The 16137-nt window shown below is 72.1% G+C and carries 12 protein-coding genes; 9 read left to right on the forward strand and 3 right to left on the reverse strand.

Features of this window, described 5'->3' with window-relative positions; translation table 11 throughout:
- A partial coding sequence (locus ACEQ2X_RS13230) for a DUF433 domain-containing protein (RefSeq protein ID WP_370326329.1) occupies window positions 1-285 on the reverse strand: 285 nt, incomplete at its 3' end.
- A 178-nt stretch (window positions 286-463) separates the two neighbouring features.
- Between ACEQ2X_RS13230 and ACEQ2X_RS13235 the strand changes: the two genes are divergently transcribed.
- Window positions 464-805, forward strand: a complete 342-nt coding sequence (locus tag ACEQ2X_RS13235; protein WP_370326287.1) for a hypothetical protein — start codon at window positions 464-466, stop codon at window positions 803-805.
- 268 nt (window positions 806-1073) lie between these two features.
- Here ACEQ2X_RS13235 and ACEQ2X_RS13240 read toward each other — a convergent pair whose 3' ends face one another.
- Both ACEQ2X_RS13240 and ACEQ2X_RS13245 read right to left on the reverse strand, forming a co-directional pair.
- Complete coding sequence (locus ACEQ2X_RS13240) at window positions 1074-2276, reverse strand: thiolase family protein (protein WP_370326288.1); 1203 nt, start codon at window positions 2274-2276, stop codon at window positions 1074-1076.
- A 58-nt stretch (window positions 2277-2334) separates the two neighbouring features.
- A complete protein-coding gene (locus ACEQ2X_RS13245) occupies window positions 2335-4137 on the reverse strand; it encodes a helix-turn-helix domain-containing protein (protein ID WP_370326289.1) in 1803 nt (600 codons plus the stop codon).
- Between the two features lie 148 nt (window positions 4138-4285).
- Between ACEQ2X_RS13245 and ACEQ2X_RS13250 the strand changes: the two genes are divergently transcribed.
- The 8 genes from ACEQ2X_RS13250 to ACEQ2X_RS13285 all read left to right on the forward strand — a co-directional run bounded on the left by ACEQ2X_RS13250 (window position 4286) and on the right by ACEQ2X_RS13285 (window position 16070).
- Window positions 4286-6184, forward strand: coding sequence for a hydantoinase/oxoprolinase family protein (locus ACEQ2X_RS13250; RefSeq protein WP_370326290.1), 1899 nt, complete (start codon window positions 4286-4288; stop codon window positions 6182-6184).
- A gap of 42 nt (window positions 6185-6226) precedes the next feature.
- A complete protein-coding gene (locus tag ACEQ2X_RS13255) occupies window positions 6227-6610 on the forward strand; it encodes an acetone carboxylase subunit gamma (protein WP_370326291.1) in 384 nt (127 codons plus the stop codon).
- Entirely contained in the window at window positions 6607-8796 is a 2190-nt protein-coding gene (locus ACEQ2X_RS13260; RefSeq protein ID WP_370326292.1) for a hydantoinase/oxoprolinase family protein, read from the forward strand. Before ACEQ2X_RS13255 ends, ACEQ2X_RS13260 begins: the two co-directional genes overlap by 4 nt.
- Window positions 8793-10847: a hydantoinase B/oxoprolinase family protein gene (locus tag ACEQ2X_RS13265; protein ID WP_370326293.1), complete on the forward strand. Its 2055-nt coding sequence runs from the start codon at window positions 8793-8795 to the stop codon at window positions 10845-10847. The genes ACEQ2X_RS13260 and ACEQ2X_RS13265 overlap by 4 nt, the downstream gene beginning before the upstream one ends.
- Before the next feature lie 74 nt (window positions 10848-10921).
- Entirely contained in the window at window positions 10922-11509 is a 588-nt protein-coding gene (locus ACEQ2X_RS13270) for a hypothetical protein (RefSeq protein WP_370326294.1), read from the forward strand.
- 67 nt (window positions 11510-11576) lie between these two features.
- On the forward strand, window positions 11577-12935 hold the full coding sequence (locus tag ACEQ2X_RS13275) for a phenylacetate--CoA ligase family protein (protein ID WP_370326295.1): 1359 nt from the start codon (window positions 11577-11579) through the stop codon (window positions 12933-12935).
- Between the two features lie 590 nt (window positions 12936-13525).
- Complete coding sequence (locus ACEQ2X_RS13280) at window positions 13526-14290, forward strand: nicotinate-nucleotide--dimethylbenzimidazole phosphoribosyltransferase (RefSeq protein WP_370326296.1); 765 nt, start codon at window positions 13526-13528, stop codon at window positions 14288-14290.
- Between the two features lie 55 nt (window positions 14291-14345).
- Window positions 14346-16070: a protein kinase gene (locus ACEQ2X_RS13285; protein ID WP_370326297.1), complete on the forward strand. Its 1725-nt coding sequence runs from the start codon at window positions 14346-14348 to the stop codon at window positions 16068-16070.
- The last annotated feature ends 67 nt before the right edge of the window (window positions 16071-16137 follow it).

Consider the following 16137-nt stretch of genomic DNA (forward strand, 5'->3'; position numbering starts at 1 on the left):
ACGACGACGGAGCGAACACTTCAGGCGACCCCACCCCCGGGAGGTGGTCCCACGACTGGCAACACGGTGGTCCCATCCATCTGGCAGAACCTGCCTCAGGGTGGTCCCATGCTCATGGCAGCTGACAACGGCTTCGGCGGCGTACCGCAGCGCCGCTTGGATGTCCTCGGCCTCCACGTACGGGAAGTCGGTGAGGATCTCATCGTCGGTCATGCCGTCGGCCGCCATCCCGACGACCGTGGCCACAGGCATGCGCAGACCCCGGATGCAGGGGACACCCGCCATGACCCCGGGGTCGCTGGTGATCCGCTCCCAGACCAAGAAGCTCCTCCAGATCGTCGTGGGTCTGCAGGCGTGGTGACCTCCCGCCCTGTGGACCGAGTAACTGCCTGAAGGGTTGAGTGGCATCCCTGCCTGCCAGGGTGTGGTGCTTCCAACCATCACAGTGACCTTTAGGGATGCCATGAGCGAGGGTAGGCACCAGCAGCGGCTGGGTCGAGGCGATCGGCGCCGCAACGAGCGGCTCGCACGGCTGCGAGGGGTGGTCAGCCGCGAGGTGGCGGTCTGCGCGATCGATCTGGCGAAGTCCAAGCAGGCTGTGGCGGTGATGGACCACGACTCGGTGGTGATCGCCCGTCGGATGTTCGCCTGCTCGCCGTGGGGTCTGGACCAGGACATCGCCTGGGCTGAGGAGGTCGCCGCCGACGCCCGGGTTCGACGGGATCGTGGTGGCGTGCGAGCCGACTGGTCACCGCTGGAAGCCGGTGGTCGAGTTGTGCCGCGCCGCCGGCAACCCGCTGTCTGACGGACAAGCCCGCACCGCGATCGCCGCCGCCCTGCTCCGCCAACTCCACACCGTCTGCACCCGTCGCGTCATGTGGGACCCAGCCATCGCCGGCATCCCCGCTGAGGAGGTGGTGGCCGCCGCCGCATGACCCTGCGATGCTCACCTCGGTGGGCGGGGCAGCCCGACTTGCCCTTGGGACACCAAGTCCGTAGCTGAGCCTGGGCGCCCCGCCCGCTGCTGGACCAAAGCTCGGATGAAGGCTGTCGGGACGAACCCGGTCGAAAGCTCAGGTGACCTCGACCACCAGAGCGGCGCCGGTGTCGCCGGCGGCGCAGCCGGTGAAGAGCCCGATGCCGCCGCCGCGTTCTGCCAGGCGGTGGAGCAGTTCGATGACCAGGCGCGTGCCCGTGGGGCCCTGGGGGTGGCCGAAGACCAGACTCGAGCCGCGCTCGTTGACCTTCTCCGCAGGGATGGCTGTCTGCTCGGAGAACCAGATGTCGTTCACGGCGAACGGGTCGTGCATCGTCACCGCGTCCACGTCGTCGAAGCCCAGGCCAGCGGCGGCCAGCGCACGGGCGGCGGCCGGCACGGGAGCCTTGGGCATCTCCGCAGCCGGGACGCGGGACTGGCCGGTCCCGAGGATCCGCCCGATCGGGCCGCCGCCGGCCAACTCGCGTGCCCGCTCGGCCGATGTGACCACCATGCCGGCGGTCCCGTCCGCGGGGTGGGTCTGGGAGCCGAACGTGACGATGCCGTCGGGGTCGACCGGGGCGAGCTTCGCCAGTCCCTCCGCGGTGGTCGGGAACACGCCCTCGTCGGCCTCGATGACCGTGGTGCCCTTCCGACCGGGGATCTCGATGGGGACCATGTAGCGCCGCTGGAACGCGCGGTCGTCGGCCAGTGCGGTCTGGTACTGCTCGTAGCGGAGCAACGTCATCTCGTCGACCTGCTCGCGGCTCATGCCCGCCTCAGCGGCGACCGCCTCGGCGGTGGCGACCATCGACTTGCCCGCCCACGGGTCCCGCTTGAAGCTGTCGAGCACCCAGTGCTCGACCGTCGGCGCCCCACCGGGGGCCGAAGGGGAGGGGTAGGTCAGCACCGGCCCGTTGCTGGTCCGGTCGGTGGTGACGACCAGCACGACCTCGTCCGGGTCGTGGTCGACGAGCACCGCGGCCGTTTCGATGCTGACCGCCCCGGTGGCACAGGCCTGGGACACCATCGGGCCGGAGATTCCGGGGGCACCGATGCGCGCCGCCACGGTCGGGGCGCCGTAGAAGATGCCCTCCTGGGGGACCGTCCAGCCCAGCACCAACCGGGTGAGGTCGGACGGGTCGATCCCGCGATCAGCCGCCGCAGCGGTTGTCACCCAGGCGGCGACATCCAGGCTCGACACCCCGCCGAGCGCGCCCTGCCAGCGCACGAACGGCGAGGACCAGGCGGCGTCGACGGGGATGGCGGCGGTGCGGAAGGCAGGATCGGCAGGGCACATGACGGCGTCCTCGGCAGGGGCAGGTGCCGAACACCGTAGGACCTGCCTGACCGGACGGTCAACCAGTGGATGCGTCGCCGACGTCTCGTGGGGCGAGGAGGCGGTGCCCACCAGCCGGAGCCAGGTCCGCCAACCGGAACGCGAGCTCGACCTGCAGCCGGAGGTCGCCCTTGGACGGGTCGCCGGCGAGGAGCCGACGGATGGTCCTGAGCCGGTACGCCAGGGTGTTGGGGTGCACGAACAACGCCCGAGATGCGGCCGCAGCGTTGTAGTCCGCGGCCACGTACCCGCGGAGGGTGGCGACCAGCTCCGTGCCGTGCCGCTCGTCGTGCGCGACAAGCGGGCCGAGCGCGGCGTCGACGAAGCGGGCGTGCTCGCGCTGGCCGCCGCCGCCCAGGAGCACCTGGTAGACGCCGAGGTGCTCGAACATCAGCGGCCGGTCCTCCGCGCCGATGCGGCGGGCGATCGCGAGGCCCTGCTCGGCCTCGCCGAGGCGTGCGCCCAGCTCGGACGGGCTGACCGCCGGCGAGCTGACGGCCATCGCCACGCCGGAGCCGTGGCGGATCTCCTCAGCCGTCCGCTGCAGCTCTGCCAGCAGCCGGGCCGCGATCTCGGCGTCGGCGTCCGGTTCGTCGACGGTGGCTGGCAGCAGGATCAGGAAGCCCGCACGCCACGGGGCGGCCGCGGCGGCCTCCAGCACCTCGAGACAGCGCTGCCGGACGAGGGGGTGCATGCGGACCTGCGGCGGTTGCACCTCATCGCCCAGCCCGCCCCGCCGGCCGCCTGGCCAGCGGACCCGGACCCTGGCGACCCGCCAGGGTCCCGGCATCGTGTAGCCGAGGTCCTCGAGCAGCTGCATCGCCTCGCGCTCGTCGCGGTGGGCGGCGTCGAACAGCTCGCCCATCATGTCGGAGTGGACACGTGACTCCGCCTCGACCGCGGTGCGCTCCCGCAGCATCTCCAGCGCGAAGATCGTCGCGGCGTGCTCGATCGCGCCGGCATCGATGTCGTCCAGGGCCCCTGCGGGGTCCAACACCGCGAGGTAGCCGCCCTCACGGGCGCCCACGGCGATCGGCACGACCCGCGGCCGTGTGCTGTCCTGGGCGTCGATGACGTCGGGAGATGCCCCCTCGATCCAGTCGTCGCGCGGACTGTGGCTGTCGGGCCAGCGGGCAGCCGCAAGCGGGCGGAGGCCGGGATCGAGGACCATCACCGGGCGGTCCACGAGATCGGCGAGGCGCGCGGTCATGCTGTGCAGCCCGGGTGCCTCGAACGCGGTGCGGGACAGCTGGGCCTGCAGGAAGACCGCGCGCTCCAACCGTTCCCGCTGCGCCCGGACGTCGCGGAACAGGGCCGCGGACTGGACGCTGACCGCGAGGAGCGGTGCCATCGCGGTGAACAGGGCGAGGTCGGCATCGCTGAAGTCGCCACGCTTGTTGATGGCGTGGCAGACCCCGATCGCGCGGTCCTCGACGACCAGGGGGACGGTGCAGATGTTGCGGGCGGCGTAGAGGGAGACGTACTCCGCCAGGACCGAGGAGTCGGTCGGCGCGTCGTTGGTGACGTAGGGCCGCTGGGTGGTGAACACCCGCACGGCGTTCCCGTGACCGCTGACCGGCACCCGGTACGCCCGGATCGCCGAGGGATCGGAGATGCCGAAGGCGGGCTGTTGCAGGACCAGATGGGCCGTGGCGGGGTCGAAGAGCATGAAGCCGGCGCTCTCGACGTCGAGCAGCTCGCTGATCGTCGCGATCAGCTTCTCGAGGGCCGCCTCGTAGTCCGCGGTCGAGGTCAGGACCTGCCCGAGCCGGGTCAGGGCCTCCACACGGCGGTCGACCTCAACTGCATCGCGCGCTGCCATCCACACCTCCGGTGTTGTGGCACATCCACGATGGCTCTCGGATCTGTTTGTGGTCTCTCACCATATGGCCAGTCGTGACGTGGTGTCTACGGTCCCGACACCACATCGACAGGCGCCGGCTCCGGGCCGGCGGCGACGGGAGGCCCACGTGCTCACGATCGACATCGACACCGGCGGCACCATGACCGACGGGCTGGTCAGTGGGGACGGCCAGGTCAGGTCGTTCAAGGTGGAGACGACGCCCCACGACGTGACGATCGCGTTCATGGAGCTGCTCGACGGCGTCCGGGAGTCTCTCGGGTACGCCGACCTGCGCAGCCTGCTCGCCGACGTCGACGTCATCCGGTGGTCCTCGACGATCACCTCCAACGTCCTGGCCCAGCGGACCGGCCCGAAGATCGGGCTGCTCGTCAGTGCCGGCCACACCGACGACCTCTACGACGCCGACGCGGCCGCAGCCGTGGTGGGCACCCTCGTGGAGGCCGAGGACATCTCGAGCATCGCACCTGACGCCGACGAGCAGACGGTGCGACGGGCGATCAAGTCGCTGCTCGACCGCGGCATCCGGCGGATCAACGTGTCGCTCGAGGACGCCTTCCACGACCCCAGCGCCGAGCAGCGGATCATCGACCTGATCACCGAGGACTACCCCGACCACTTCCTCGGCTCGATCCCCGCGCTCGCAGGGAGCGAGATCGTCCTGCGCCCCGACGACGCCACGCGCACCGTCGCCTCCCTCATCAACGCCTACGTGCACCCGGCGCTGGCCACCACCCTCTACCGTGCCGAGGAGACCGTCCGTGACACCCACGGGTGGCGTGGGAACGTGCTCATCGGCCACATCAACGGCGGGGTGGCGCGGATCGGCAAGACCAAGGCGTTCGACACGATCGAGTCCGGCCCGATCTTCGGAACCTATGCCTGCGCCGCCGCGGCGCGCGAGGCTGGCGACGGGCGGGTCCTGGCCATCGACGTCGGCGGCACCACGGCGAAGGTATCCGCCGTCGAGGACGGTCAGCCGGTGCTGCTACCCCGCGGGGACCTGTTCGACATCCCCGTCGAGCTCGACATGCCGCTGCTGCGCTCGGTCGCCCTCGGCGGCGGCTCGATCGCCGCCGTGCGCGACGGCCAGGTCGTCCTCGGACCCGAGAGCATGGGCGCCGCGCCCGGGCCGGCCTGCTACGGGCTGGGAGGCCGCAAGGCGACCGTCACCGATGCCCTCCTCGTCGTCGGGTTCCTGTCACCGACGGCCTTCCTCGACGGTCGGCGCACCCTGGACGTCGAGAAGGCTCGTGAGGCCCTCGCCCGCGACGTCGGCGAGCCGCTCGGCGTCGATGCCGACACCGCTGCCACCCGGGTGGTGGAGGCCGCGTGGGACGTCGCCGCCACCCTGGCTCGCGAGGCCGCGGAGGAGGCCGGCTGGGACCCTTCGACCTGCACCGTCTACGGTTACGGCGGCAACGGGCCGCTGTTCGCGACCGCGGTCGCCGAGCGCCTCGGTGCTTCGGCCGCACGGGTGTTCCGCCACGGCAGCGTCTACTCCGCCTTCGGGTCGGCGATCTCCGACGTCGTCCACGTCTACGAGTGCGCACTGGTCCACGGCGGTGAGCAGCTGGGACGTGTCGCCGACGACCTGGCCGCCCAGGCTCGACGTGACCTCCGGGGCGAGGGGTTCGACCCGACCCACGCGACGTTCACCTGGGAGCTGCGCAGCGACCGCGATTCGCAGACGTCGACCGGGGAGGGGCCTTCCGGCATCCAGGACCGGCTCGACGGCACCCCGGAGCTGGTGCGGCTGACCGCTCGCCACCCCCTCCCGACCCTCGAGCGGTCCCGGCTCGAGCCCGGGTCCGCGACGCCGCGGGACGCCCGTCCCTCCCCCTACGGGGTCGACGAGCGGATTCCGACCTTCGACGCCGACGGGCTGGTCGGTGCTGCCGTGGAGGGGCCGGCACTGGTCGACGGCGGCTCGTTCACCTGGTTGGCGACCCGCGGCTGGCGGGTCGCCACGGACGACCACGGCGACGCGGTCCTCTCCCGCGCCTGACCCCGTGCCCCCACCCCGACCCCTGTGACGGACGAGGACGACATGAGCACACGCATCCACATCGCGGAGTACCTCGACGCGGATCTGGACACCGAGCGCTGGCACTGCCACGACTGCGGCCACGACATCGGCCCGCTCCGCGAGGACTACAAGCGGGGCCTGCTGGTCGGCGAGCGCGACCCCTCCGAGATCCACCCGCCGGGCATCGAGGGCGACTACACCTTCGCCCCGCGCGGGGAGTGGATCCGGATCCTCGAGTTCTACTGCCCCGGCTGCGCCCGCCAGATCGAGACCGAGTACCTGCCGCCCGGCCATCCCCTCACCCACGACACCGCCCTGGACGTCGACGCCATCAAGGCCCGGCTGGCAAGCGACGAGGTCCGCATCGACGACGACATGAAGCTGGAAGAGGTGCGTCAACCATGAAGGCCATCGACATCGACGTCGGGGGGACGTTCACCGATCTCGTCCTCAGCTGGGACGACCAGCGCCTGGTCGCGAAGGCGCCGACCACGCCCTACGACCTGTCGGTTGGGTTCGTCAACGTCCTCACGGCCGGCGCGGAGCAGCTCGGCCTGGCGCTCGACGACCTGCTGCCGCAGGTGGAGATCGTCCGCTACTCGACGACGGTCGCGATGAACCGGCTGATCGAGCGGAAGGGCCCGAAGCTCGGGCTGATCACCACAGAGGGACACGAGGATGCCATCCTCATCGGTCGGGGCGCGCAGTGGGTCGACGGCACCAGGATCAACGAGCGGCGCAACCTGGCGGTGCAGCGCAAGCCCGAGCCCCTGGTCGACCGCGACATGATCGTCGGCGTCGCCGAGCGGGTCGACTCGGCCGGCACGGTCGTCCGCCCTCTGGACGAGCGCGACGTCCGCGACAAGCTGCGACGCCTCGTCGACGCCGGCGCCCGGGGGATCGCAGTCAGCCTGCTCTGGTCGTTCGCGAACCCCGAGCACGAGCGGATGGTCCGCCGGATCATCCGCGAGGAGTACAAGAGCTACCACGTCGGGTACCTGCCGGTCGTGCTGTCCCACGAGGTGGTCGGCAAGGCCGGGGAGTACGAGCGGACGATGACCGCGATCCTCGACGCGTACCTGCAGACGTCCATCAAGTTCGAGCTCGAGACCACCTGGGACCAGCTGCGCAACCACGGCTACACCGGGAGCTTCCTCCTCACCCACAACACCGGCGGGTCCGCGGAGATCTTCAAGACGACCGCCAGCCGCACCTTCAACGGCGGTCCGGTGGCGGGGCTCATGGGCAGCTACCACATCGGCCAGGCCCTGGGCTACCGCAACGTGATCGCCTCCGACGTCGGCGGAACCTCCTTCGACGTCGGGATGGTCGTGGACAGCTCGGTACGCAGCTACGAGTTCCGGCCGATCATCGACCGCTGGATGGTCGGCATCTCGATGCTCCAGACCACGACGATGGGCGCCGGCGGTGGGTCGATCGCCTGGATCAACTCGCTGCTCGGCAACCGCCTCGAGGTCGGCCCGCGGTCAGCCGGCAGCTACCCCGGTCCGGCGTGCTACGACCTGGGCGGGACCGAGCCGACGGTGACCGACGCCGACGTGGTCCTGGGCTACATCGCGCCGGACAGCTACTTCGGCGGCAACATGCCCCTCAACCCTGACCTGGCGGCGGAGGCGATCCGGACGAGGATCGCCGAACCCCTCGGCCTCGAGCTCGACGAGGCTGCCGCGTTGATCCGCCGGATCGTCGAGGAGAACATGGCCTCGGCGATCAAGCGGGAGGTGCACCTCCGCGGGTACCACCCCGAGGACTTCGCCATCTTCGCCTTCGGCGGTGGCGGCCCGACGCACGTCGCCGGCTACCGGGCCGAGGTGCCGACCGCGGTGATCTTCCCCCAGGCACCGGTGTTCAGCGCCCTCGGCTCCTCGGTCATGGACATCATGCACGTGTACGAGCAGAGCGGGCGCCTCCAGTACATGGCGCCGATGACCGGCGAGATCGTGATCGACGCCGACGAGTTCAACACCGTCGTCGACGGGCTGATCGAGCGGGCCACCACCGACCTCCAAGCAGAGGGGCTGGATGCCGAGCAGGCCGTCTTCAGCGTCGAGCTAGACATGTTGTACGGCGGGCAGGTCCAGGTGAAGCGGGTCGCCTCCCCGCTGACGCGGATCACCTCTGCCGATGACGCCCAGCGGATCTACGACTCCTTCGAGAAGGAGTTCTCCGACGCCTTCAGCCCCCACGTCGTCAACAAGCCCGGCGGCGTGTACCTGGACGCGATCGTGCTGAAGGCGACCATCCCGACCCAGAAGCTCGAGCTCGAGGAGCACGAGTTGGGCGCCGCCGACCCCTCGGCCGCCCGGACGACCAGCCGGTCGGCGTACTGGCCGGTCCTCGACCAGCGCGTCGACACCGACGTCTACTCCTTCGAGGCGCTGCGGCCCGGCAACGTGGTGACCGGGCCCGGGATCGTCGAGATGGAGTTCTCCACCATCGTGGTGCCGCCCGGCCAGCAGCTCCGCATCGACCGGCACGGACTCGGGATCCTCAGCGGCGCCGACGCCGACGCCGACACCGACCCCGCCCAGACCGCAGCCGACCGCGCAGCAAAGGGAGCAGAGCGATGAGCCACCCCAGCCTCGAGGAGAAGCTCGCCAGCCTCAAGGTCACCGAGGCCGACGAGGACGAACGCCGCTGCGCCGACGCGCTCGTGCGCGGCAGCTACGAGATCGGCGTCCAGCGGACCGCCGACATCCTGGATGAGGGCTACGAGATATTCATGCGCTCGTCCCGCTCGTCGATGGGGGTGGCCGGCGACTCGATCGTCGCGATCTTCAACGCCAAGGGCGACCTGGTGAACGCCTCGGCCGGGACCTACCTGCACGCGGTCATCCCGCCGATCGTCATCAAGTACATCCTGGACCGGCACGCCGACAACCCCGGCATCCACGACGGTGATATCTGGTACACCAACGACGCGCTCTACGGCGGGATCCACAACCCCGACCAGGTCGCGATCATGCCGGTGTTCTTCGAGGGGGAGCTCGTCGCCTGGACCGCCGCGCTGTCCCACACCACCGAGACCGGTGCGGTCGAGCCGGGCGGGATGCCGCTCGCCGCGACCGCCCGCTTCGAGGAAGGCATGAACCTGCCCCCCATGCGGGTCGGCACCAACTTCGTGCTCAACCACGACGTGATCGAGATGTTCGCCGCCTTCGGACTCAGGGCGGAGGCCAACGTCACCGTCGACATGCGCGCCCGGGCGACGACGGCCGACCGCGTCCGCGTCCGCCTGCTGGAGATGTTCCAGCGGGAGGGGCGCGACCAGGTCGTCGGCCTGCTCCGCCGGATGCTCGACGAGGCCGAGGCCGGCGCCCGCGCCCGCATCGCCCACTGGGTCGACGGGACCTACCGGTGCAACACCTTCTCGGACGCGGCGGGGCTCAGCGAAGGGCTGATCCGCAACTGCGCGATGACGATGACCAAGCACGGTGACCACCTGCAGTTCGACTTCACAGGCACCAGCCCGGAGACCCCGTCGAGCTACAACGCCCACCCCCAGGCGGTCATCGGGCACATGGCGAACTACATCTACGAGTACGTCTTCCACGACCTGCCGATCTCCTCGGCGACGTTCGCCCCGATCGACTTCACCTTCCCCCCGAACTCGATCCTCTCCCCGGACGCGCGTGCGGCCACGTCCTGCTCGGTGATGGCGGCGACGGGCGCGATGAGCGCGGTGGCGAACTGCATCTCGCGGGCCCGCTACGGCACCGACGAGTGGCGACAGGTGGCCGCCAGCCAGGGCAACGGCGGCAACGCGATCGTCCTGGCCGGCATCTCCCAGTGGGGCGCGAACTTCGCCGACATGATCGCCTACCCGATCAACACCGAGGGGCAGGGCGCCCGGGCCACCCAGGACGGCATGGACTCCTACGGCTTCCCGTGGTGCGCCTTCGGCCGTGCGCCGGACGTGGAGAGCATGGAGAACGAGTTCCCGATGCTGATCCCGTTCTCGAGCCACTGGAAGGACTCCGGCGGGCACGGCAAGTACCGCGGAGGGGTTGGGACCGCGCAGCTGTGGGTCACCCACCACGTCCCGATGCTGTTCGAGATGGCGATCGCGGACAACTCGATCATCCAGACCCCCCAGCCCCTGTTCGGCGGGTACGCCCAGCCGACGGTCCCGGGCATCGTCCTCGAGGGGATCGACATCACCGAGGCGCTGGCCTCTGCCGAGGCCGGCACGCTGACCCTCGAGGCGCTGCTGGCCGGGAAGTTCGGCGGCGAGGTGATCGCCAAGCCCTACGGCAGCGCGATCCACCCCGTCGCGCAGGGCCAGTCCATCATCATCGGGCTGTCGACCGGCGGCACCGGCTACGGCGACCCGCTCGACCGCGAACCCGAGGACGTCGCCGCGGACGTCACCAAGAAGATGGTGTCGGCCTCGGTCGCCCAGGACGTCTACGGCGTCACCATCGATCCGGTCACGGGCCTGCTCGACGCCGAGGCGACCGAGGAGTCCCGCCAGCGCATCCGCGACCAGCGGCTCGAGCGGGGCGTCCCCTACGACGAGTTCGTCGAGTCGTGGTCGCAGCGCAAGCCGGACGACTCGATCCTGACCCACTTCGGGTCCTGGCCCGACGGGGCGGTGCTCGAACCGCTGATGCGGCCGTGAGCGCCGTGGCACTGGCACCGCGACAGCGCATCCGTGCGATGGTGCGGGGCGCGCACGACGGAGCCTGCGTCGCCGTGCCCCTGGCGCTGGGCGTGGCCGCGCGGATCCAGGAGCGCGCCCCCGAGGACGTGGTCCACGACCCGACGCACCTGGCCAACGCCCTGCGCGACCTCGTCGACGCCTGCGAGCCCGACGGCGTGCCGGTCGCCACGCCGGCCACGCTGACCGCTCACGGGCAGGCCAGCGTCACGGCGGTGGCCACCGACACCGCGGTGGAGGCGACGCGACGGCTGCGCGCCTCGATGGGCGACCGCCTCGTGCTGGTCGCCTGCCTCCCCGGGGCGGCCGCGACCGAGGGTGGCTGCACGGGGCTGCTCGACCTCGGCAAGGCCTTCCTGGCCGCGGGCGCCGACGTCATCGTCGTCCTGGATGACGCGGGGGCGGCCGGCGCGCCGCTCGACACGCTCGGCAACATCGCGCGGTTCCACCAGGCGCTCGCCCTCGGCACGATGGAGGAGTACGGACTGCCGCTGGTCCGACGTCAACCGCTCACCGCACCGGTGGCCGGTGCCGGGGTGGTGCTGACCGACGTGGACCTGCCGCGGGACACCGACGTGACCGCGGTGACCGACTGGGTGCATGCCGTCAGGGGCACGTCCTAGCTGACGTCACGGACGCCGTCCCGCCGGACCGCTGCTCCTGGCTGACCGCACCGAGGGGAGAGGAGCGATGGTGCGCTACTTCGACGCAGAGCTCGAGACCATGCCGTGGACCGACGTGCTCGCATGGCAGGCCGAGCGGACCGCGACGTTCGTGCGCGGCCTGGTCGACCGGTCCCCGTTCCACACCGAGAAGCTCGCCGGCGTCGGGGTGCCGACTGGCGTGGTACGCGATCTGGCCTTCCTCGAGGACTTGCCGTTCACCACCAAGGCGGAGGTGCGCGAGTCCCAGTCGACGCGTGACCCGGCGCTGCCGCTCGGTCGTCACCAGGCGGTTCCGCGGGGGGCGATCCACCAGGTGTTGTCGTCCTCCGGGACGACCGGCCAGCCGGTCCTCTACGGGCTCACCGCCACCGACGTCGAGATGTGGGCGGACGTGATCGCCACGGCGTTCTGGACCGCAGGTGTCCGACCAGATGACATCGCCGGGCACCTCGTCGGCCTGCCGGGCGTCGCCGGGGGGCTGCCGTACGCCGACGGCTTCCGCCGGATCGGTGCCGGGCTGGCCTGGATCGGGGGGTGGCCGACCGAGCGCGTCGTCGAGCTGATGATCTCACTGGGCGTGGACGCGGTGCTGGCGACCTCGTCGTTCGGCACCTACCTGACCGACCGCTGCGAGGACCTGGTGGGCATCCCGGCCAAGGACATCGGGGTCCGCAAGATGCTCGGCGGCGGTGAGCCGGGCCTGGGACAGCCGGAGATACGCCAGAAGATCGTCGAGGGGTGGGGACTCGACGTGCTGAGCGAGATCATGGGTCTCGGCGACGTGCTCGCGTGCCTGTGGGCGGAGTGCGAGGACGGTGGCGGCATGCACTTCTGCGGCCAACGGGCCGTCGCCGTCGAGCTGGTCGATCCGGCCACCGGCGAGCCGCGGGCGTGGGAGGAAGGGGTGCGCGGCGAGGCGGTGTACACCACCTTCGCACGCGAGGCCACACCGGCGCTGCGCTACCGGTCCCGCGACCACGTGCTGGTGACGGCCACGTCATGTGCGTGCGGGCGGACCTCTCCGCGCATCCGCTGCGTCGGCCGGACCGACGACATGCTGATCTACAAGGGCATGAACGTCTTCCCCTCCTCGCTGCGGGACGTCGTGCTGCAGGGCTTCGCCGACGACGTGCAGCCGAGCATCCGGGTCTGGAAGGACGGCTCCGATCAGGTCCGCTTCGACGGCCCCATCCCGATGGATGTCGAGGCGTCCGACGACCTCGCACCGGACCGATACCGCGAGGTGGCCGCCGCGATCGCCGCCGACGTCCGTGCGCGGCTGCAGGTGAGGGTCGCGGTCACCGTCGTCGCACCCGGGTCGATGCCGCGGACCGCGTACAAGACCCCGCTCGTCCACGTCCGTGAGACGGACGACGACCAGTAGCCAGCCGCGCTCCGCCCACCGGCGGGCACGGTGCATCAGAGCTGGCCCTTCGGAGCGCACGCCAGGACGGACCTCGGCATGCACCATCGCAGTACGTCGACGGGGGCGACGGGTCCGCCCGATCGATCCAGCGGAGGAGCAGCGTGTCGCCGCCGCCGGGCACGTCAGGAGCACACATCACCGGCGGCGCGGGTGTTGAGTCCCGTCGGGAGCAGCAGGAGACCGTGCTGCACGCGCGACCGCCCCCCGGTCCGCGCACATCGGCACCAGGTTCTGGGGGCAGGCCGCACTGACCCCCGTCATCGACCCACGGGCGCATCGCGGGGCGTGTGGTCTGGTGTGGCGTCCCCGCCATCGACCCACGGGCGCATCGCGGGGCGGGTGGCCGGTGGGGCGTCCCCGCCATCGACCCGTGGGTGCATGGCGGGCCGGTGGCCGGTCTGGCGTCCCCGTCATCGACCCACGGGTGCCTGACGGCCCGGCCCTCGGCGATCTGGCTTCCTGGTCCGCGAGCCACTCGGGCGAGGTGCAGGTGCGGGCCGGGGGGTGGCCACATCCGACGCCCCCACGCCTGCGACGAGATCTCGACCATGCCCGACGGACCCGCCCGCACCGCGATCGACGACCTCGTGGACCCGGTGCGACCGGCCGATCCTGATGCGACGGCCTCCGCCACCGAGCGGCTCGCGTCGCTGGCGGTCCCGCCGGGAAGCCTCGGGCGGCTCGGCGACCTGGGCGTCCGACTGGCCGGGATCGCGGGCACGTCCCCCGTCCGCGCCGGCGCGGACCTGACGGCGGCCCGCATCGACGACGGCGCCGACCTCATCGCCACCGGGGACCTCGGCATCGCGAACACGACGGCCTCCGCCTGCCTGATCGCGGCCTTCACCGGCCGCCCATCCGCCGACGTCACCGGGCCGGGGGCGGCGAACCCGCCCGACGTGATCGCGCACAAGGCCGAGGTCGTCCGTCGCGCGCTGGCCCGCCACGGCGCGGACCGCGATCCCCTCGCGACCCTCGCCTCCCGCGGGGGCGCCGAGCACGCCGCCCTGGTCGGTGTGGTCCTCGCCGCCGCCGCGCGGCGGGTGCCGGTGGTCCTCGACGGGGTGATCGCCGTCGCGGCGGCCCTGGCGACGGTGCGGCTGTGCCCCGCGGCCGCGGACGTCCTCATCGCCGGCCACCGCTCCGCCGAGCCGGGAGCCACCGCGGCGCTCGAGGACCTGGGGCTCGATCCGCTGATCGACCTCGCCCTGGCGCTGGGGGAGGGGACGGGGGCGGTCCTCGCCGTGCCCGTGGTGCGGTCTGCGGCGGCGGTCATCGGCGAGATCGCCCTGCTGGTCGACGTCGCCACGTGACCCGTCGCGCCCGACGACGGGTGCACGGCACCCCGAGGCGGGTAGGACCGCCGGGATGTCCACATCCGAGGGTGTCCGCGTCGCTGGCCGTTACGAGCTGCACGAGCTGCTCGGCCGCGGTGGCGTCGGGCAGGTGTGGCGGGGGACCGACACGGTCCTCGACCGCCCGGTCGCCGTCAAGGTCGTCACCGCACCCCTCGACCTCGGTGGCGGCGACGGCCTCCAGCGCGAGCGCCTGCTCCGAGAGGCGCGGGCCGCAGCACGGCTCCAGCACCCCGGTGCGGTGTCCATCTACGACGTCGTCACCCACGAGGACCGTCCCCACCTGATCATGGAGCTCGTCGAGGCGCCGGACCTCGCCCGGGTCATCGCCGCCGACGGGCCCCTCGACCCTCGGGACGTCGCCCGGATCGGCCTCGACCTCCTCGACGTGCTGGACGCCGCGCACGCGATCGGCGTGGTCCACCGGGACGTCAAGCCGAGCAACGTCCTGGTCGCCCCGTCCGGCACGGTGCGGCTGACCGACTTCGGCACGGCGGTGGTGGTCGGCGAGGACCGCCTGACCGCGACGGACGCGGTCATCGGCTCGCCCGCCTACATGGCGCCGGAGCAGGCGACCGAACGCGACGTGGGACCCGCCGCCGACCTGTGGTCGCTGGGTGCCACGCTGTACCACGCGGTCGAGGGGCAGCCCCCCTACGAGGGCCCAAGCGCCGTCGCGACCATGCACGCCGTGGTCCACGAACCCCCGCGGTCGACCGAGCGGGCAGGCGCGCTGGCACCGGCCCTCGACGGGTTGCTCGTCCACGATCCCGCGGCCAGGGCCGACAGCCGGACGGCCAGGGCCCTCCTCGAGGCAGCCGCGGGTCCGCGGCAGGCGACCGGGACGGCGGCCCCCGTCCCCGCACCCTCCACCGAGCCGACGTCGGCCGGGGCTCACCCCGCCAGGCCGGACGGCTTCGCGCCGGCCCTTCGCCGAGGATCCCGTCGTCGACGGCTGGTCCCCGCGCTCGCCGCCCTGACCCTGGTGGTGGTCGCTGCGGTGATCGCGGGCGTGGCCCTGACCGACCGGGACGACCCGGTCCCGGACGCCGTCGCCGACGGGGCCACCGCCACGGCCGTCGCGCCGGACCCCGACGTCCCGGGCTCCGACCAGCCGGACGTCGAGAGGCCGGTCACCGACGACCCCGCCCCCGCCCCGGCCGCAGTCCCGGCCCCACCCGCTGGGGGCCCTGGCACGCCGCCGGACACCGCGGCGGACGGCACAGGTCCGACCGACCCGCCGGCGACCGCGCCCGAGGCGTCCGGTGGGGGAGGGGCCGGTGGGGGAGGCGAAGGCGTCCCCGCCGACTGGGTGACCTACGCCCCCGACCACGCCCCGTACGCCGTCGCGCACCCCCCGGGCTGGCGAGCGGAGCGGTTGGACGAGACCCGGACCGACCTCGAGGACCCGGGATCTCCCGCGTACCTGCGCCTGGACTGGACCGAGGACCCCGCCCCCGATCCGCTGGCCGACTGGGAGGCCTACGAGGCCGACTTCGCCGCCAGCCACCCCGGCTACGAGCGGATCCGCCTGGAGCCCACGACCTTCGACGGCCAGCCCGCGGCCCTGTGGGAGTACCGCTACGCCACCGACGGGGGTGGGGTGCGAGCCTACAACCTCAACGTCAGCGGGGAGCGGTACGGCTACGCCCTCAACTTCCAGACCAGCGAGACGGCCTGGTCCGACCAGGAACCGCTGTTCGACGCCTTCCGCGCCTCCTACGAGATCGTGCGCTGACCCAGGCCCGCGCGCGCATCCCGGGATGGGCGTAGGTTCCGCCAGTCCGCACCCCATGCACCCGGGA

The sequence above is a fragment of the Euzebya sp. genome, assembly GCF_964222135.1.
Classification (GTDB): Bacteria; Actinomycetota; Nitriliruptoria; order Euzebyales; family Euzebyaceae; genus Euzebya.

Bases quoted from the DNA above. Each gene is read 5' to 3' on its own strand.
- ACEQ2X_RS13235 (WP_370326287.1), top strand. From the start codon at position 464: ATGAGCGAGGGTAGGCACCAGCAGCGGCTGGGTCGAGGCGATCGGCGC.
- ACEQ2X_RS13275 (WP_370326295.1), top strand. From the start codon at position 11,577: ATGGTGCGCTACTTCGACGCAGAGCTCGAGACCATGCCGTGGACCGAC.
- ACEQ2X_RS13255 (WP_370326291.1), top strand. From the start codon at position 6,227: ATGAGCACACGCATCCACATCGCGGAGTACCTCGACGCGGATCTGGAC.
- ACEQ2X_RS13285 (WP_370326297.1), top strand. From the start codon at position 14,346: ATGTCCACATCCGAGGGTGTCCGCGTCGCTGGCCGTTACGAGCTGCAC.
- ACEQ2X_RS13245 (WP_370326289.1), bottom strand. From the start codon at position 4,137: ATGGCAGCGCGCGATGCAGTTGAGGTCGACCGCCGTGTGGAGGCCCTG.
- ACEQ2X_RS13240 (WP_370326288.1), bottom strand. From the start codon at position 2,276: ATGTGCCCTGCCGATCCTGCCTTCCGCACCGCCGCCATCCCCGTCGAC.
- ACEQ2X_RS13265 (WP_370326293.1), top strand. From the start codon at position 8,793: ATGAGCCACCCCAGCCTCGAGGAGAAGCTCGCCAGCCTCAAGGTCACC.
- ACEQ2X_RS13260 (WP_370326292.1), top strand. From the start codon at position 6,607: ATGAAGGCCATCGACATCGACGTCGGGGGGACGTTCACCGATCTCGTC.
- ACEQ2X_RS13280 (WP_370326296.1), top strand. From the start codon at position 13,526: ATGCCCGACGGACCCGCCCGCACCGCGATCGACGACCTCGTGGACCCG.